Annotated in this window: 19 protein-coding genes; 7 read left to right on the top strand and 12 right to left on the bottom strand. The window is 71.8% G+C overall.

The genetic code is table 11. The features are described 5' to 3' along the window. Positions 1-102: 102 nt before the first annotated feature. Entirely contained in the window at positions 103-915 is an 813-nt protein-coding gene (locus ACSMXR_RS09630) for an SCO2400 family protein (protein ID WP_473171635.1), read from the top strand. Between the two features lie 9 nt (positions 916-924). Here the strand turns inward: ACSMXR_RS09630 and ACSMXR_RS09625 are convergent, their stop codons facing one another. After that, the gene (locus tag ACSMXR_RS09625) at positions 925-1,356 is read right to left on the bottom strand and encodes a MarR family winged helix-turn-helix transcriptional regulator (protein ID WP_030078127.1); all 432 of its coding nucleotides are present in this window, start codon (positions 1,354-1,356) and stop codon (positions 925-927) included. A 140-nt stretch (positions 1,357-1,496) separates the two neighbouring features. Between ACSMXR_RS09625 and ACSMXR_RS09620 the strand changes: the two genes are divergently transcribed. From ACSMXR_RS09620 to ACSMXR_RS09605, 4 genes are all read left to right on the top strand, one after another. Continuing rightward, on the top strand, positions 1,497-2,516 hold the full coding sequence (locus ACSMXR_RS09620) for an NADP-dependent oxidoreductase (protein ID WP_473171634.1): 1,020 nt from the start codon (positions 1,497-1,499) through the stop codon (positions 2,514-2,516). A gap of 112 nt (positions 2,517-2,628) precedes the next feature. Beyond that, entirely contained in the window at positions 2,629-3,057 is a 429-nt protein-coding gene (locus ACSMXR_RS09615) for an organic hydroperoxide resistance protein (RefSeq protein WP_006124225.1), read from the top strand. 83 nt (positions 3,058-3,140) lie between these two features. Beyond that, a complete protein-coding gene (locus ACSMXR_RS09610; RefSeq protein ID WP_376188127.1) occupies positions 3,141-3,935 on the top strand; it encodes an EI24 domain-containing protein in 795 nt (264 codons plus the stop codon). Further along, positions 3,932-4,540, top strand: coding sequence for a LysE family transporter (locus ACSMXR_RS09605; RefSeq protein WP_030078135.1), 609 nt, complete (start codon positions 3,932-3,934; stop codon positions 4,538-4,540). Before ACSMXR_RS09610 ends, ACSMXR_RS09605 begins: the two co-directional genes overlap by 4 nt. 25 nt (positions 4,541-4,565) lie before the next feature. On the opposite strand, the gene ACSMXR_RS09600 is transcribed toward ACSMXR_RS09605, so the two are convergent. Both ACSMXR_RS09600 and ACSMXR_RS09595 read right to left on the bottom strand, forming a co-directional pair. Further along, positions 4,566-5,573, bottom strand: a complete 1,008-nt coding sequence (locus tag ACSMXR_RS09600) for an aldose epimerase family protein (RefSeq protein ID WP_364891686.1) — start codon at positions 5,571-5,573, stop codon at positions 4,566-4,568. An 11-nt stretch (positions 5,574-5,584) separates the two neighbouring features. Then, entirely contained in the window at positions 5,585-6,493 is a 909-nt protein-coding gene (locus ACSMXR_RS09595; protein WP_218527646.1) for an SGNH/GDSL hydrolase family protein, read from the bottom strand. Between the two features lie 400 nt (positions 6,494-6,893). On the opposite strand from ACSMXR_RS09595, the gene ACSMXR_RS09590 reads away from it, so the two are divergent. Beyond that, positions 6,894-7,388, top strand: coding sequence for a DUF3145 domain-containing protein (locus ACSMXR_RS09590; protein WP_030078141.1), 495 nt, complete (start codon positions 6,894-6,896; stop codon positions 7,386-7,388). A 107-nt stretch (positions 7,389-7,495) separates the two neighbouring features. Here the strand turns inward: ACSMXR_RS09590 and fabF are convergent, their stop codons facing one another. The 5 genes from fabF to ACSMXR_RS09565 all read right to left on the bottom strand — a co-directional run bounded on the left by fabF (position 7,496) and on the right by ACSMXR_RS09565 (position 12,395). Then, positions 7,496-8,758: a beta-ketoacyl-ACP synthase II gene (gene fabF, locus ACSMXR_RS09585; RefSeq protein ID WP_098026159.1), complete on the bottom strand. Its 1,263-nt coding sequence runs from the start codon at positions 8,756-8,758 to the stop codon at positions 7,496-7,498. A 76-nt stretch (positions 8,759-8,834) separates the two neighbouring features. Next, complete coding sequence (locus tag ACSMXR_RS09580; RefSeq protein ID WP_006124218.1) at positions 8,835-9,083, bottom strand: acyl carrier protein; 249 nt, start codon at positions 9,081-9,083, stop codon at positions 8,835-8,837. 64 nt (positions 9,084-9,147) lie between these two features. Continuing rightward, entirely contained in the window at positions 9,148-10,179 is a 1,032-nt protein-coding gene (locus ACSMXR_RS09575; RefSeq protein ID WP_030078145.1) for a ketoacyl-ACP synthase III, read from the bottom strand. Between the two features lie 9 nt (positions 10,180-10,188). Further along, complete coding sequence (locus ACSMXR_RS09570) at positions 10,189-11,106, bottom strand: ACP S-malonyltransferase (RefSeq protein ID WP_030622217.1); 918 nt, start codon at positions 11,104-11,106, stop codon at positions 10,189-10,191. 89 nt (positions 11,107-11,195) lie between these two features. After that, positions 11,196-12,395 carry a PucR family transcriptional regulator gene (locus tag ACSMXR_RS09565; RefSeq protein ID WP_030078149.1) on the bottom strand — a complete coding sequence of 400 codons (1,200 nt, stop codon included), beginning with the start codon at positions 12,393-12,395 and terminating at the stop codon, positions 11,196-11,198. A gap of 128 nt (positions 12,396-12,523) precedes the next feature. Here ACSMXR_RS09565 and ACSMXR_RS09560 point away from each other — a divergent pair, with 128 nt between their 5' ends. Further along, positions 12,524-13,183 carry a pirin family protein gene (locus ACSMXR_RS09560; protein WP_137233265.1) on the top strand — a complete coding sequence of 220 codons (660 nt, stop codon included), beginning with the start codon at positions 12,524-12,526 and terminating at the stop codon, positions 13,181-13,183. Positions 13,184-13,249: 66 nt separating this feature from the next. Here the strand turns inward: ACSMXR_RS09560 and ACSMXR_RS09555 are convergent, their stop codons facing one another. The 4 genes from ACSMXR_RS09555 to ACSMXR_RS09540 form a co-directional block, all read right to left on the bottom strand. Next, positions 13,250-14,692, bottom strand: a complete 1,443-nt coding sequence (locus ACSMXR_RS09555; protein ID WP_473171633.1) for an FG-GAP-like repeat-containing protein — start codon at positions 14,690-14,692, stop codon at positions 13,250-13,252. A gap of 277 nt (positions 14,693-14,969) precedes the next feature. After that, positions 14,970-15,683: a DinB family protein gene (locus tag ACSMXR_RS09550; RefSeq protein ID WP_137233263.1), complete on the bottom strand. Its 714-nt coding sequence runs from the start codon at positions 15,681-15,683 to the stop codon at positions 14,970-14,972. Between the two features lie 56 nt (positions 15,684-15,739). Further along, positions 15,740-16,147, bottom strand: coding sequence for a hypothetical protein (locus ACSMXR_RS09545; RefSeq protein ID WP_473171632.1), 408 nt, complete (start codon positions 16,145-16,147; stop codon positions 15,740-15,742). 81 nt (positions 16,148-16,228) lie between these two features. Continuing rightward, positions 16,229-17,662 (bottom strand): MFS transporter, encoded by a 1,434-nt coding sequence (locus tag ACSMXR_RS09540; protein ID WP_473171631.1) that lies wholly within the window; start codon positions 17,660-17,662, stop codon positions 16,229-16,231. Positions 17,663-17,886 lie beyond the last annotated feature (224 nt).

The raw sequence follows: 17,886 nt of genomic DNA, 5'->3' as shown, positions 1-17,886 counted from the left end.
AGGCGTATCGGACCGGCTGTCACCGGAATCCGTTCTTCCTCACACAATCCTCACCTGGGCGGCTTCCCCGGTTGTTCCGCGCACGCCTAACCTTCGGGCGCCATGGATTACTGCCACCCGTGCCGACGGCATCTCAACGGAGCCCTGGCCTGCGCCGGGTGCGGTACGCCCGCGGAGGCGCTGGGCCCCTACGCGATGCCCGCGGCCGCCGGCCCCGCCCCGGACGAGCCGTACGGGACGGCCGCCCCGGCCGACGAGACCGACTCCCGACGCGGCGTGCGGCGGGAAGCCCGGACCGGAGGACGGTCCGCCCGGCGCGAAGCCGCACGCGGCAGCCGACGCGAGACGGCACGTGACACCCGCCCCGGCTCCCGGCGGAAGGCCGGTCGGTCCGGGCGCGGCAGCCATCGTCGGCGCGGCCGTACCGTCCTGCTCGCCGCCCTCGGGCTGCTCCTCGCGGCCGGTGCGCTGAGCCTGGCGGAACTGGCCCTGGAGCCCGGGCCGGACGACACCGCCGCCGACTTCGTGAGCGAGGCGTCGGGCGGTCCGGCCGACCCCGCGCCGCAGGAGTCGTCCGCCGACGCGCCCCGCGATCCCGGCCCGGTCGGCACCCGTGCCGGGGCGACCACCGGCCCCGGCACGGACGCCTCACCGGCCGGCACCCGCGGCGGAGGCCCGTCGACGTCGCCGAGCCCCGAGGCCTCCGGCACGGACGAGCCCACCGCCTCACCGGACCCCGACGACCCGGACCCGTCCGAGGCCCCCGACAGCCCGCCCGCAGATCCTCCGGGACCGGACGATCCGGACCCGGAGGAGCCGACGACCGCGCCCGCGCCCCCGCCGCCCCCGGCCGAGCCGACGCCCACCCCGACGCCGTCCCCGACCTGCACCCGCTTCCTCTGGTGGTGCACGTAGGCGCGACGCCTACGGGGCCTCCTCGCCCAGCATCCGGCGCAGCAGATCCCGCAGCACCGTGCGCTCGGCGTCGGAGAGCCCGGCCAGCGGCTCCCGGGCGAAGTCCAGCGCGTCCCGCAGCTCGCGCGCCGTACGCCGGCCCTTCTCCGTGGCGGCGGCCAGCTTCACCCGCCGGTCGGCCGGATCGGGCCTGCGCTCGACCAGCTCCCTGGTCTCAAGCCGGTCGATGATCCCGGTCACGTTCGACGGCTCGCACTTCAGCCTGAGCGCGATCTTCCGCATCGGCAGCGGCTCCAGCGAGAGCAGCCCGAGCACCCGTGCCTGCGCGCCCGTGAGGGAGTGCTCGGCGGCGGCCCGGTCGTACTCCTCGTGGTAGCGCGCCACGACGGTGCCGATGAGCTCGACGACCTCAAGGGTCAGGGTGTCTGTGCGAGTGGCCATGGACGACAGCGTACCGATTTACTTGACATCATGAAATATTCAGGAGCATGGTTGTTTCATGTCATGAAGCTTTTCGCGCGGTAGCCCGTACGGCGCGGAGGCCCACCCCCCCCGTAGGACATTGAGGAGAACCCGAGCCCATGTCTGCAGCACTTCCCACGTCCAGCCGTGAATGGCACCTCGTCGCCCGCCCGCACGGCTGGCCCAAGGCCGAGGGCTTCGCGCTGCGTGAGGCCGCGGTCGCCGCTCCGGCCGAAGGCCGCATCCTCGTCCGCAACAAGTACTTCTCGGTCGACCCGTACATGCGCGGCCGGATGAACGACGTGAAGTCCTACACCCCGCCCTTCAAGCTCGACCACCCCATGGACGGCGGCGCGGTCGGCGAGGTCATCGCCTCGAACGCCGAGGGCTTCGCCGTCGGCGATCACGTCCTGCACGGCCTCGGCTGGCGCGAGATCGCCGACCTGCCCGCCAAGCACGCGGTCAAGGTCGACCCCGACATCGCCCCGCTCTCCGCCTACCTCGGCGTGCTCGGCATGCCCGGACTCACCGCCTACGCGGGCCTGTTCGAGGTCGCCTCCTTCAAGGAGGGCGACGCGGTCTTCGTCTCCGGCGCGGCCGGGGCCGTCGGCAGCCAGGTCGGCCAGATGGCGAAGCTCAAGGGCGCCTCCCGGGTCATCGGCTCCGCAGGCTCCGACGAGAAGGTCAAGCTCCTCACCGAGGAGTACGGCTTCGACGCCGCGTTCAACTACAAGAACGGGCCGGTCCGCGACCAGCTCAAGGCGGCCGCCCCCGACGGTATCGACGTCTACTTCGACAACGTCGGCGGCGAGCACCTCGAAGCCGCGATCTCCTCGCTCAACGTGCACGGCCGCGCCACCATCTGCGGCATGATCGCCCAGTACAACGCCACGGAGCCGACCCCCGGCCCGAACAACATGGCGATGATCATCGGCAAGCGGCTGCGCCTCCAGGGCGTCCTGGTGAGCGACCACTCCGACCTCCAGCCGCAGTTCGTCCAGGAGGTCGCCGGCTGGCTGGCCTCGGGCGAGCTGAAGTTCCAGGAGACCAAGGTCGAGGGCATCGAGAAGGGCTACGACGCCTTCGTCGGCCTGCTGCGCGGCGAGAACACCGGCAAGATGATCGTCTCCCTGGTCTGACCCCCGGTCCGACCCATCTCCTGCCGTCACCGGCCACGCGTTAGGCTCGTCCACAGGCCGTCGCGATCGTGGGCGCGAGTCGCGGCGCACCAACCGGAGGAATCGTCACACCATGACCATCCAGAAGATCGACGTCGCCTACACCGCCGTCGCCACCGCCGAGAACGGCCGCGACGGCCGGGTCTCCTCCGACGACGGTCAGCTCGACGTCGTCGTGAACCCGCCGAAGGCCATGGGCGGCAGCGGCGCGGGCACCAACCCCGAGCAGCTCTTCGCGGCGGGCTACAGCGCCTGCTTCCAGGGCGCGCTGGGCGTCGTCGCCCGCCAGGAGAAGGCCGACATCTCCGGCTCGACGGTGACCGCCTCGGTCTCCATCGGCAAGACCGAGGCCGGCGGCTTCGGCCTGGAGGTCGCGATCAGCGCCTCCATCCCGAACGTCGACGCCGCCACCGCGCAGGCGCTCATCGAGAAGGCCCACCAGGTCTGCCCGTACTCGAACGCCACCCGCGGCAACATCAAGGTCGAGCTCTCGGTCGCCTGACCGGACACCACGCCGCACGCGAGGCCGCACCCCACCCCGGGGTGCGGCCTCGCCGCGTTTCCGCACGCCGTACGCTGACGCCCATGAGCGATCTCGGGGCAGGATTCGGCTACTTGGTGAAGGGGCAGCGCTGGGTACTCCAGCACGGACGGTGGTTCGGCTTCGGGCTGCTGCCCGGACTCGTCACCCTCGTCGTCTACGCCGGAGCGCTGATCGGACTCGGTTACGGGGCCGACGACTTCGTCGGCTGGGCGACCCCGTTCGCCGACGACTGGTCCTCGCCCTGGCAGGGCATCCTGCGCACCGGGCTGACCGCGCTCGTCTTCGTCTTCGGTCTGTTCCTCGCGGTCATCACCTTCACCGCCGTGACCCTCCTGATCGGCCAGCCCTTCTACGATTCGCTCTCCGAGGAGGTCGAGCGCAGCGAGGGCGGCGAGGTCCCCGAGTCCGGACTGTCGCTCTGGCAGGAGCTGTGGATCTCCGCCCGGGACTCCGTGCGCATCCTGCTGCGCGTCGCCCTCTTCGGGATCGCCCTCTTCGCCTGCGGGTTCATCCCCGTCGTCGGCCAGACCGTCGTGCCCGCGATCGGCATCTGCGTCTCCGGCTACTTCCTGGCCGAGGAGCTGACCGGCGTGGCGCTCCAGCGCCGTGGACTGGCCCTGAAGAAGCGGCTCGGCCTGCTGCGCCGCCGCCGGGCCCTGGTGCTCGGCTTCGGCGTACCGCTCGCCCTGTCGTTCCTGGTCCCGTTCGTCGCGGTGTTCCTGATGCCCGGAGCGGTCGCCGGAGCCACACTCCTCGCCCGCGACCTGGTCGGCCCCGACCCGAACTTCGCCACCGGCCCCGGCGGGGCCGCCACCGAGGAGGCACGCACCGTATGACCGAGCTCCTGGCGGTCGCCGCCATCACCGTCCTCGCGGTCGTCTCCCCGGGGGCCGACTTCGCGATGGTCGTCCGCAACAGCTATCTGTACGGGCGCACCACCGGCGTCCTCGCGGCCACCGGGGTCGCCGCGGGCGTCCTGGTCCACGTCACGTACACGATGCTCGGCGTGGGGCTGCTCATCGCCTCCTCGACCGCCCTGTTCACCGCGGTCAAGCTGGCGGGCGCCGCGTATCTCATCTACATCGGGGTGCGCACCTTCCTGGCCCGCGCCGACCTCGACGTCGATCTGACGGACCGGCCGGGGCTCTCCCCGTTCGGGGCGCTGCGCAGCGGGTTCCTGACCAACGCCCTCAACCCGAAGACGACCCTGTTCGTCGTCGCGACCTTCACCCAGGTCGTCGGACCCGGCACGGCGCTCTGGCAGCAGGCGGGTTACGGACTCTTCATGGCCGCCGCCCACCTCGGCTGGTTCGCCCTGGTCGCGCTGTTCTTCTCGCACTCCCGGCTGCGCGGCGCGATGCTGCGCCGCCAGAAGGCGCTGAACCGGTCGATCGGCTCGGTCCTGGTCGGCCTCGGCGTCACCCTGGGCCTGGCCCGCTGAGCGGAGCGCCCGAGGAGGCGGGGTCTCAGCGCACCGAGAACGCGTACGCGGTGCGCGAGACGAACTCCTCGCCCGGCCGGAGCACCGTGGACGGGAACTCCGGCCGGTTCGGCGAGTCCGGGAAGTGCTGGGTCTCCAGCGCGATCCCGGCACACGGCCCGAACGGCCGCCCGTCGAAGTGGTCGGCGGTGTACAGCTGGAGCCCCGGCTCGCTCGTCCGCACGGTCAGCACCCGCCCGGACGCCGCGTCGTACAACTCGGCGGCGACCCCGTCCGCCCCCTCCGCCCGCTCGTCCAGCACGAAGTTCTGGTCGTACCCCGAGCCCACCGCCCGCATCTCCCGGAAGTCGAACCGGCCCCCGGCCACCGGCGCGAAAGCCCCGGTCGGCACCGACGCCGCGTCCACCGGGGTGATACGCCCCGCCGCGATCCGCAACTGCTGCCCCAGCGCGCTCCCGCTGTCCGCGCCCGCCAGGTTCCAGTACAGATGGCTGGTCGGGTTCAGCACGGTCGGCGCGTCGGTCACCGCCCGGTAGCCGAGCCGCAGCTCTCCGCCGGGCCCCAGGGTGTACGTCACCGAGAAGTCGAGCCGCCCCGGATACCCCTCCTCGCCGTCCGCCGACACCAGGGACATCCGCACCCCGTCCGGCACCGCCACCGCGTCCCACACCCGCTTGTCGAAGCCCCTGGCCCCGCCGTGCAGATGGTTGCCGCCCTCATTGGCCGTCAGCCGGTGCGTGCGCCCGTCCAGGACGAACGACGCGCCCCCGATCCGGTTCGCGTACCGCCCGACCACCGCGCCGAAGTAGGGGTTCGGGAACTCCTCGTAGCCCGCCGCCTCCGGCAGCCCGAGCGCCACCGGGGCCCGCGACCCGTCCCGCCCGGGCGTCTCCACCGACTGCACGATCGCGCCGTACGTCAGGATCCGCACCCGGACCCCGTCCCGCTCCAGCGTCCACCGGCGCACGGGCGACCCGTCCGCGAGAACACCGAAGTCTTCCGTGTACGTGGCCGTGTCCGCGCTGGTCGTCATGGTCACCGACCCTACGCGGGCGGCTCCGGGGCCGTGACGTTGCGGTAGGCGATCTCCGCCAGCCGGGCCTGCCCGTCGCGGCTCGGATGGAACCAGTCCCACGAGCTGAGCTGCGCCCCGGTGAAGCGGAAGTCGAACACCGCCCCGCCGTCGTACCGGCAGTACCGGTCCTTCGCGCACACGTCCCGCAGCACCTCGTTGTACGCCACCACCCGCTCGCGCACCGCGTCCCGCCGGGCCACGGCGGCCGGTCCGAGGTCGTCCGCGTCGGCGAGCATGGACTGACAGATCCCGAGGCCCCAGATCTTCTTGCCCAGCTCGTTGACCCGACCCGTCGACCAGAGCCGCTTCAGGTCCGGCACGCTGGAGACGTACACCTGCGTCTTCGGCGCCCCGGCCCGCAGCTGCCGCATCGAGGCCTCGAACGACGCCCGGAAGTCCGCCACCGGTGTCATCAGCCGCACCGAGTCCCGGCACGCGTCGTTCGCGCCCGTCATCACCGTCACCAGCTCCGGCCGCTCCTTCGCCGCCCGCTTCATCTGCTCGGGCAGCTGCACCATCCGGGACCCCGACACCGCGTGGTTCCAGCTGCGGTCCGCCGCCTTCGACGGGCCGAGCAGCCGGACCGCGAGACTGCGCACCGCGTCGTCCGTGCCGGTCGCCCACGACACCTCGGGGCAGTCGGCCAGCACCGAGCACGCGTCGAAGCCCCGGGTGATCGAGTCGCCGACCGCCGCGACCGACCGGGGCCGCGGGTTCCAGTCCGGCGTGGGGGAGGGGGAGGGAGACGGGGAGGCGCTGCGCTGGGCGGCCGGAGCGTTCCGCGACACGCCGCCGTCCGCACCGCCACCGCCGCATCCGGCCAGCGCGGCCACACCGACGAACGAGAGCGCGCTCAGCGCCGCGACGGCGTTACGCATTCGTGGGCGTGTCACACGCTCCGGCATCGGTCGGATCCCCTCCGGTCAACCCCTGGCTTATGCCTCTGGACATGCCCCCGGCAAGCACATGATCCCCAGGTCGGGGCGGTGCGCGCCCTGCCGGGTGAAAGCCGGCGAATCAGAGGCCTGAGACCGACGGTACGTCACACGGACGGCCCCTGCGCACGGTAGCTTTTCCCCGTCGAACCAGTGGCGTCCCGCCCGCCCGCGTACACACGGGCGGCTCCGGTACATTACGTCACGTCACATACTGTCCCTTTTCAGGAGATTAACTCCCGATGCTGTTTACTGAAGACAACCTCGGGATCCGGCCGAAAAGAGGCGGTACGGGCGCGAGGCCGCTGGGGAAGGCGTCCCTCGTCCCACACGGGAGGTTCCGGTGACGACACGTGGAGTCCTGTACGTTCACTCCGCACCGCGCGCGCTGTGCCCACATGTCGAGTGGGCAGTGGCGGGCGTCCTCGGTGTGCGGGTCCAGCTGGACTGGATCAGACAGCCGGCCGCGCCCGGCACCTGGCGGTCCGAATTCTCCTGGAAGGGCCGCGCCGGCACCGCCTCGCAGCTCGCCTCCGCCCTGCGCGGCTGGGACCTGCTGCGCTTCGAGGTGACCTCCGAGCCGTGCCCCACCGCGGAGGGCGAGCGCTACAGCTCCACCCCCGGCCTCGGCATCTTCCACGCCGTCACCGGCATGCACGGCGACATCCTGATCCCCGAGGACCGGCTGCGGGCCGCGCTGGCCCGCTCCGTGCGGGGCGAGAGCGATCTGGAGACCGAGATCGCCTCGCTGCTCGGCAAGCCGTGGGACGACGAGCTGGAGTCCTTCCGCCACGCGGGCGAGGGCGCACCGGTCCGCTGGCTGCACCAGGTGGTCTAGTTGCCGGGGCGCTGCCCCGGACCCCGCTCCTCAATCGCCGGAGGGGCTTGGACATGCGGAAGCCCGCCTCCCGGACGACCGGGAAGCGGGCTTCACCGCGTAACGCTTCAGACGGACCGGAACGCCAGCACCACGTTGTGCCCACCGAACCCGAACGAGTTGTTGATCGCCGCGATCGGCCCCTCGGGCAGCACCCGCGGCTCACCCCGCACGATGTCCGCGTCGATCTCCTCGTCGAGCTCGTCGACGTTGATGGTCGGCGGAGCGATGCGGTGGTGCAGCGCCAGGACCGTCGCCACGGTCTCGATACCGCCCGCACCACCCAGCAGATGACCCGTCATCGACTTCGTCGCGGAGATCGCGACATGGTCGAGGTCGTCGCCCAGCACCTTGCGCAGCGCCTTGATCTCCGCGAGGTCACCCTGCGGCGTCGACGTGGCGTGCGCGTTGAGGTGGACCACCTCGGACGGCTTGAGGTCGCTGGAGTCCAGCAGGTTCTGCATCGCGGCGGCGATGCCCCGCCCGGTCGGCTCGGGCTGCGCGATGTGGTGGGCGTCGGCCGACAGGCCCTGGCCCAGCACCTCGCAGTAGACCCGGGCGCCACGCTTGGCGGCGTGCTCGGCGGACTCCAGGACGACGACGCCCGCACCCTCGCCGAGGACGAAGCCGTCCCGGCCGGTGTCGTACGGGCGCGAGGCCTTCTCGGGCTCGTCGTTGTTCTTGGACATCGCCATCATGTTGGCGAACGCGGCGATCGGCAGCGGGTGGATCGCCGCCTCGGTGCCACCGGCGACGACCACGTCGGCACGACCGGTACGGATCATCTCGACGGCGTACCCGATCGCCTCGGCGCCCGAGGCGCAGGCGGAGACGGGCGTGTGGACACCGGCCTGGGCGTTGACCTCCAGGCCGACGTTGGCCGCCGGGCCGTTGGGCATGAGCATGGGAACGGTGTGCGGGGAGACGCGGCGTACGCCCTTCTCCTTCAGCACGTCGTACTGGTCGAGCAGGGTGGTCACGCCGCCGATGCCGGAGGCGATGACCGAGCCGAGGCGCTCGGGGGCGATGGACTCGTCCTCGCCGGCCTTGGCGGTGTAGCCCGCGTCGGCCCAGGCCTCGCGGGCCGCGATCAGCGCGAACTGCGCCGAGCGGTCCAGCTTGCGGGCCAGCGGGCGGGGAAGGACGTCGCCCGGGTCGACGGCCGCGAGGGCGGCGATCCGGACGGGCAGTTCGGCGAAGCGCTCGCCTTCGAGAGGCTTGACGCCGGACCGGCCGGCCATCAGACCTTCCCAGGTCGATGCGGAGTCGCCACCCAGCGGAGTGGTTGCGCCGATACCGGTGACGACCACGGTGCGATTGGTCGAGTTCACTGGAAAATCTTCTCCACGTGTAGAGGGTCGTGAATCAGCGGCGCCACCGCCGGGTGGCGACACAGCCGGGCTGGGATCAGCCCTGGTGCTTCAGGATGTAGTCGGCAGCGTCGCCGACCGTCTTGAGGTTCTTGACGTCCTCGTCGGGGATCTTCACGTCGAAGCGCTCCTCGGCGGCGACGACGACCTCGACCATGGACAGCGAGTCGACGTCCAGGTCGTCGGTGAAGGACTTGCCGAGCTCGACGTCCTCCTCCGGGATACCGGCGATCTCGTTGACGATCTCGGCGAGACCCTTGACGATCTCTTCCTGCGTGGCGGCCATCTTGGCGCTCCTTCGGTGGGTTTCTTCGGTGTTCGTGCGTACGGACCCAAAAGGTCCGGTGTGCCTAGGGGAGGGTAACGACCGTCGCGGCGTAGACGAGACCCGCCCCGAAGCCGATGACGAGCGCGGTGTCGCCGCTCTTCGCCTGACCGGTCGCCAGGAGCCGCTCCATGGCGAGCGGGATCGAGGCGGCGGACGTGTTGCCGGTGGACTCGATGTCACGGGCGACCGTGACGTGCTCCGGCAGCTTCAGGGTCTTCACCATCGAGTCGATGATCCGCATGTTGGCCTGGTGCGGAATGAAGACGTCCAGGTCCTCCGGGGCGATCCCGGCCGCGTCCAGCGCCTGCTGGGCGACCTTCGCCATCTCGAAGACGGCCCAGCGGAAGACCGCCTGGCCCTCCTGCGTGATGGCCGGGAACTTGACCTCGCCCTTCGAGTCGAGCGGCAGCTGCGAGACGTCGCCCAGGCGGAACTCGTTCCAGCCGACGGTCTGCTTGATGGTCTCGGACTTGTCGCCCTCGGAGCCCCACACGGTCGGGCCGATGGCCGGTTCCTGGGAGGGGCCGACGACGACCGCGCCCGCGCCGTCACCGAACAGGAAGGCCGTCGCGCGGTCCTCCAGGTCGGTCAGGTCGCTGAGCCGCTCCACGCCGATCACGAGGACGTACTCCGCCGAGCCCTCGACGACCATGCCCTTGGCGAGCGTGAGGCCGTAGCCGAAGCCCGCGCAGCCGGCCGAGATGTCGAACGCGGCGGGCTTGCCCGCACCGATCTTGTGCGCGATCTCGGTGGCGACGGCCGGGGTCTGCTTGAAGTGCGAGACGGTCGAGACGACGACCGCGCCGATCTGCTCGGGGTCGATGCCCGCGTCCGCGATGGCCTTGCCGGAGGCCTCGATCGACATCGCGGCCACGGTCTCCTCCTCGGAGGCCCAGTGGCGGGTCACGATGCCGGAGCGGGAGCGGATCCACTCGTCGGACGAGTCGATCGTTTCGAGGATCACCTCGTTCGGCACGACCCGGGTCGGGCGGTAGCCGCCGACGCCGAGGATCCGTGCGTACGGGGCGCCCTTGCTGGGCTTGATCTTCGACATGCTCGCTCCTTAGACGCCTGCGTGCTCGGACATGAGCGCGCGGGCCGCGTCGAGGTCGTCGGGGGACTTGAGCGCGAGCGTCTTCACGCCGGGCAGCCCGCGCTTGGCGAGTCCGGTCAGCGTGCCGCCGGGGCTCAGCTCGACGAGTGCGGTGACGCCCAGGGACTGGAAGGTCTCCATGCACAGGTCCCAGCGGACCGGGTTGGCGACCTGCCCGACCAGCCGGGCGATGACCTCGGTGCCGGTGGCCACGGTGTGGCCGTCGGCGTTGGAAACGTAACGCACGGTCGGGTCGGAGACCGTGAGGTCGCCGACCGCCGCGCGCAGCTTCTCCACGGCCGGAGCCATGTGGTGCGTGTGGAACGCGCCGGCCACCTTCAGCGCGACGACCCGGCGCACACCCTCGGGCTTGTCGGCCTCCAGGGCGGCGAGCTGGGCGGCGGTGCCCGCGGCGACGATCTGGCCGCCGCCGTTGACGTTGGCCGGGGTCAGCCCGAGCTTCTCCAGGTGCGGGACCGTCACGGCGGGGTCGCCGCCGAGGAGGGCCGCCATACCGGTCTCGGTGACCGCGGCGGCCTCGGCCATGCCGAGTCCGCGGGTACGGACGAAGCGCAGTGCGGCCTCGTCCTCGATGACACCGGCGAGCGCGGCGGCGGTGATCTCACCGACGCTGTGGCCCGCGACGACGTCGGGCGATGCGGCGTCCAGCGCGGTCGCCGAGAGCAGTCCGGCGGCGACCAGGAGCGGCTGGGCGACGGCCGTGTCGCGGATCTCGTCCGCGTCGGCCTTCGTGCCGTAGTGGGCAAGGTCGAGCCCGATGGCGTCGGACCAGGCCGCGATGCGGTCGGCGGCACCGGGGAGGTCGAGCCAGGGAGTCAGGAAGCCGGGCGTCTGAGCGCCTTGGCCGGGAGCGACGAGTACGAGCACCCTCACACTCTCTCTTGTGGACGGCTCCGCACGCCCGTGGGGACAGGGACGAAGAACCGTCGGGGGAATTGTTGAAGTCCAACAAAAGTCTAGGACTGAGGATCCGCAGCCGCCAAGCGCCCCAGGATCAGGGCGATCCGCAGCGTGAACGCGGAGCGCACATCGGAGGGTGACCATCCGGTGACGTCGGTCACACGTCGTAGCCGGTAGCGCACGGTGTTGGGGTGCACGAAAAGCATCCGGGCGGCGCCTTCCAGACTGCTCGCCTGCTCCAGATAGACACTCAGCGTTTCCAGAAGAGCCGAACCGGCCTCCTCCAGCGGTCTGTAGATCTCCTCCACCAACTGGTCCCGCGCGGCGGGGTCTCCGGCCATCGCGCGCTCCGGGAGGAGATCGTCCGCCAGGACCGGGCGCGGGGCGTCCTGCCATGCCAGACACGCCTTCAGCCCGGCGGCCGCGGCCTGCGCGGACCGGGTCGCGGCCAGCAGGTCCGGCACGACGGGTCCGGCGACGACGGGCCCGGCGGCGTACGGCCCGATCAGGCCCTTGGCGACCTGGAGCGGATTGTCGCTGCCGCCCGCGATGACGACGAGCCGGTTGCCGAGAACCCCGGTGAGGACCTGGAGCTTGGCGTGCCGGGCGGCGCGCCGGATCGCCTCCACGGTCAGTTCGCTGTCCCCGTCGGGCGCGGTGCCGAGGACGACGCACACATGCTCGGGCGAACTCCAGCCGAGCGCGGCGGCCCGCGACACGGCCCCCTCGTCGGCCTCGCCGGAGAGCACCGCGTTCACCACCAGCGACTCCAGCCGGGCATCCCAGGCGCCCCGGGCCTCGGCGGCCTGGGCGTAGACCTGGGCGGTGGCGAAGGCGATCTCGCGCGCGTAGACGAGGAGCGCCTCGCGCAGCACCGACTCGTCGCCGGGGGCGGCCACCTCCTCGATCGCGGCCTCCATGACCTCGATCGTGGTGCGCACCATCTCCACGGTCTGCCGCAGGGTGATGGCCCGGGTCAGTTCGCGCGGCGCGGTGCCGAACACATCGGTCGAGATGGCCTGCGGCGTCTCGGGATGCCGGAACCACTCGGTGAACGCGGCGATACCGGCCTGGGCGACCAGGCCGATCCAGGACCGGTTCTCCGGGGGCATCGCCCGGTACCACGGCAGCGATTCGTCCATGCGGGCAATCGCGTTCGCGGCCAGCCGGCCGGAGGACTGCTCCAGCCGTTTCAGGGTCGCGGCGTGCAGGTGGGCGTCGTGGGCGGGGGGCTGCTCAGGATCGGGTCGGGGCACGAGGACAAGACTGCCTTATCGGGCCGGTGGTTCGGTGGGCCGGGGCGACGGTGCCCCGTACCGGCGGGTAGCCGGACACCTGCCGGACACCGCCGTCGTACGCGCGTCCGCACGGCTACCGTGGCCGGGTGATTTCCGTGCACCGGTCCGAGGACCGCTACCGGGGCGGGGACGAGGCCGCCGGGATCGACACCCGGCACGCCCTCTCCTTCGGCCCCTTCTACGACCCGGACAACCTCCGCTTCGGCCCGATCCTGGCCTGCAACGAGGAGCGCCTCGCCCCGGGCGCGGGCTTCGATGAGCATCCGCACAGCCATACGGAGATCGTCACCTGGGTCGTCGAGGGCGAGCTGACCCACCGCGACTCGGCCGGCCACTCCACCGTCGTCCGCGCCGGCGACGTGGCCCACCTGAGCGCCGCCTCCGGGGTCCGGCACGTCGAACGCAACGACGGCACGGTCCCGTTGACCTTCCTCCAGATGTGGCTGGCCCCCCTGGAGCCGGGCGGCGAACCCTCGTACACCGTCGTGCCCGGCATCGCCGACTCCACCCCGTACGCCCTGCCCGGCGCGGGCGCGATGCTCCATGTCCGCCGCCTGACCGAGGACGAACGCACGGCGGTCCCGGACGCGGTGCGCGCGTACGTCCATGTGGTGCGGGGCCGGGTCGCCCTGGACGGCGAGGAGCTGGGCCCCGGCGACGCCGCCCGGATCACCGGCGCGGAGGGCCTGGCGGCGGTCGCGGTGGCGGGTCCGGCGGAGCTGCTGGTGTGGGAGCTGGCGGGCTGAGGCCCCGCGCCGGGACCGCCGGAGGGCGGGGGAGCGGGGCCTCGGTGGCCTCGGGGCCGGTCGGGGTCAGCTGATGGACTTGATGCTGCCCCAGCCGCCGGTGCCGACCTGGATGCTCGGGCCGTCGACCGGGCCGTGGACCGAGCTCGCGCCCTTGTAGAACTTCAGGGTGCCGTCGGCCGCGGTGGTCCACATGTCCGCGACGCCGTTGCGGTCGGCGTCGGCCGCGCCCGCGATCAGCGGGCGGTTGGTGACGGTGTAGCCGTGGCCGTACTCGGTCCGGCTGCCGAACGAGTTGTTCGACAGGCCGAGGTAGACGTACAGGATGCCGTCACGCCTGTCCCGGGCCAGCAGGTCGACCCGGCCGTCCTTGTCGGCGTCGCCGGGGGCCGTCAGGTCCATCACGTCCCAGCCGCTGGTGCCGATGACCACCGGGGCGGCGACGGTCGGCGTGGGCGCGGACTTCCCCTTGTACAGGTACAGCTTGTTGCTGTGCTGGACGACCAGGTCGGGGTGGCCGTCCCGGTCGACGTCCCCGGCGCCGACCAGCTTCGAGACGGTGGGCAGCCCGGTGAGGAGCTTGATCGGGGAGCCCAGCGTGCCGGTGCCGAGGTTGGGGTAGACGCGCAGTTCGCCGCCGACGATGGCGACGACGTCCTCCATGGCGTCCCCGGTCCAGTCGCCGCGGTGCGTCACCGCGGCGCCCGACCAGCCGCCGGTGCCGATCTGGATCCGCGAGCCGAGAGCGCCCGTGCCGGTGCCCGGGTAGACGAACAGCTTGCCCGTGTTGTCGACCGCGACCAGGTCGGGCTTGTTGTCGCCGGTCAGGTCGCCCGGGACGGCCGCCGTGGTGTTCATGATCCAGGCGCGTACGTCGTCCACGCGGGTCGCGACCGCGCCCGTACGGGTCTCGGTGGCCGGCGTGCCGACGCAACCGCCCATCCAGGACCTGCTGGTGACGGCGAGCAGCTCCTGCCGGCCGCCGCTCTCGCGCAGGATCGGGCCGCCGGCGTCCCCCTGGCAGATGACCGTGTCGCCGACCGCCGTCAGCGCGACGTTCGCCGATGCGTCGCCGTTGGCGGTGAACGTCCCGGTGTGCAGCCGGTCGGGCACCCAGCTCGTCCTCGTCCGGCCGAACCCGGCCGCGGTCACGCTCTCGTCGGCCGTCGCCGGGGTGGCGGCCAGGGCGACCGGCTTCACGCCGGCGATGCCCACGCCCAGCTTCACCAGGACCAGGTCACGGTCGGCGTGCGGGACGAGCTCGACGGCGGTCCGGACGGCCCCGCCCGTGGTCTGCGTCAGGTCGGTGCGGCCGACCGTGACGGTGGTCGTGACCTTGGGCTTGCCCGGCTGGACCACGCCCGTCGCGTCGGTGAAGCAGCTCGCGGCGGAGAGCACCCACCGCGGGTCCACGAGCGTTCCCGTGCAGGAGCGGTCGGCGGCGCCGACGACGATCCTCGCCGTGTGCCCGAAGGCGGCCGCGTCGGCCGGCTCCCCCTGCAGGGCCATGGCGGGCGAGGTGACGAAGCTCCCCGCCAGGGTTGCGGCGACAGCGGCGCCGACGGTCCAGATTGTGCGTCTGTGCGAACGAGGCACGACGTTTACCCCCACTGAATGAAGTTCCCGGGGCCCACGCCTGCTGACGGCGAGAGCCCGTAAGTGACGGGATTCAAACACGACTTGACCGGATCTGTACGGCCAAGATCAGGCACAACGCGCAAAGTTCGCGGCGGACCGTATGGACTATGTCACTACAACCATGTCCGTTTTGCGCACACGGGCTCGACTACCCGGCGAGACGGGCCCGCCACAGGTCGCGGAGCAGCGCGATCTCGGCCATGTGGTGGATGAACTCCAGGTTGCCCGCGGCCAGCGTGCCGACGTACACGTCGTCGGGGTCGGAGCCGTACGGATACTGCGAGAAGCCGACCGTGTCGAGCTGCTCCTCGGTGAGGGTGTCCAGGCTCGCGCGGTGGCGGTCGATCGTCTCCCAGAAGCGTTCGAGCGCGAGCGCGGCGGACGGTGTGAAGTCGACCAGGAGGTGCGGGTCCTGCCGCCGTTCGCCGAAGGTCCACTCCCACTGCCCCGCGAAGCAGGAGTGCAGATGGCCCAGCCGCCACGCGATGGTGGTGATCGGTACGACGTCGGGCTCCGGCTCACCGGTGAACGCCAGGACCTCCTCGACCCGTTCGACGCTCACGCTCCAGTCCTCGGCGATCTTCGCGACGGACATGCCGTCCGCGACCTGCCGCGCGACCTCCGCGTACTCGCTCGCCGGAATCTCCGGCGCCCCCTTGTCGATGACCCACGCGCCCGGCCCGTACGCCCGGGGCGTCGTGGCCTCCTCGCGCCGCCGGATCGACCAGCTGCCGGGCGCGGGCTCCCACAGATATTCCTCGTCGCCGAGCCCGTGCAGCCGGACCTCGGCCATCTCCCGCGCCTGGTCGAACTGCTCGATCAGAACGCTCAGTCGGTCGGTCCGCTGTTCCTGGCCGCTCATGCCCATCTCCCCTGTTGTGATGCTTCCGTCGCGACGCGTCCGCGCGGTGACGTGTGTCAGTCCTCGGAGCGCTTCTCACGCTCGTCCGCCAGCCTGTCCAGTTCGCGCATCGCCTGGGAGTGCCCACTGAGCCGCCGGCTCACATGGCCGGTCGTCACCAGCGCGGTTCCCACGAGCGATACGGGTATGGAGAGCCCCAGCACGAGCAGTGCCTCGGGCCAGTCGCGTTCGTCCGCGCAGTAATCACCGGCCCACACACCGTCGTTGGCCGTACCGCCCTCCGTGAACAGCCGCGCGGCGCACTCCTTCGTGTTGCTGCCGCGGGTCTCGACCTCGTAGTCGGTCAACAGCAGAACGGCGCACCAGCCCCACAGCAACGCCCCCACGAACAGGAGCCCGACGCCCCAGTCGCGTGTGCGGGCGGCCCGTTCCCGGAATTCGAGGTCGTACTCTCGTGATCGCATGGCGGCCGAATCTAGCAGCGCACACATGTGCGGGTCTTTCGGGTTTCCGCCCCACGGGTCTCCGTTTCGCAGCTCTCCGTCCTACGGGTTCGCGTTCTTCCGCGCGCGGACGGCCAGGACGGCGACCAGCAGCGTCGGTACGAGCAGCAGCGAGAAGGCGATGGCATACCCGCCGAGGCGGCTCGCCCCGGCCGCCAGACCGGCGTTGAGCACGGCGGTGGCGAACGCGAGGACGACGACCTGCCCGAGGTTCATGTTGGTCTGCATGGCACTGGTGGTGTGGCCCAGCCGGTCCGGCGCGCTGTGCGAGAGCGAGAGCACCGTGACACAGGGGTCGAGCATGCCCATCCCGATCGCCGCCAGCGGCATGGCCGCCATCGCGAGCAGCGGCGACACCCCGGAGAAGGTGCCCACCACGGCGAAGACCACGGACGCCGCCATGACCAGCGCGCCGACCGTGACGAGACGGTGCCGGGCGACGTCCTGGAGCAGCTTCCCCTGCACCCACGACGCGACCGCCCACAGCACGGCGGAGGCGGTGAACGCGACGCCGACCGTCACCGCGGCCACCCGCCGCTCGGTGATCAGCATCAGCGGAACCAGCGCCTCGACGGTGAAGTACGTACCCGACGTCAGCCCGCGCAACAGCACCGCGGTGGGCAGGCCGCGAGCACTGCGCCAGGTGCCGGCCGGCAGCAGCCGGGGCGCGAAGACCACGAGGAGCGCGACCCCGGCGGCGACGAACAGCAGATGGCGCGTGTCCCACCCGGACACCCCGTACTGGCCGAGCGCCGCGCCCAGACTCAGCAGCGCCGCGATCAACAGCGGCGGCCGGGACGCGCGTTCCTCGGCGGGCGGGAGGTCGGCGGCCCGGGCGTCATCGCCCTTCGGGGCCCGGCGCAACACCGCCACCAGGGCAACCGCGGGCAGCGCCGTCAGCGCGGCCAGACCGTAGAACACCACCCGCCACGACCACACTTCGGCGACCACCCCGGCGATCGGCGGCCCGACCAGCGACGGGATGATCCAGCTCGCGCTCATCATCGCGAGCATCCTGGGCCGCAGATACTCCGGATACGACTGCCCGATGGCGGTCGTCACGGACACGGCCACCATCCCGGCGGCCAGCCCGTCGACGAAGCGGCCGACCACCAACTGCCAGATGGACACGCTGGACGCCGACACCAGCAGCGTCACCACGGAGAGGACCATGCCGAGCGCCAGGGGGCGGCGAGCCCCGGAGCGGTCCGCCCAGTGCCCGCCCAGCACCCCGCCGAGCAGACTGGCGGCCACGAAGCTGCCCGCGACCAGGGGGAACAGCGGTACGCCGTCCAGATCCTCGGCCGCCGTAGGCAGCGTAGGCACCACGGCCAGGGCGGCGAACCCGGTCAGGAACATCACCGTGGCGAAGGTCAGCGTGGCCGCCGCGTGCTGCCGGGAGAAGATGCCCGGCAGGGCCTCGCCGGTGTCGCCGGAGTCGTTCGGCGAAGGGTGGACGGCCTGTTCCGCAGTCAATCGATGCCCCGTCGACGTAGCTCGACACCCCGAGGCTTGGTCTGGACCACCCGGGGCCAGGCGAGAAGCTATGTCAGGCCCGAAGCGTGGGCAACTGCTTTAAGGGCAGGCCGGTTACAGGCCTAGGTGTCCTGCTCGCCGCGTGATGCCGCAGGCGGGGGCAGCGCGCCGGGAGCCTGGCTTTCGCGTATTCGCCTTGCCCTCAGTGCGCGTCCCCAGAACAT

Source organism: Streptomyces sp. DSM 106670, from assembly GCF_055792845.1.
Note: the sequence above shows the minus strand (reverse complement) of the source record. Positions and strands in the feature narration are given on the sequence as shown.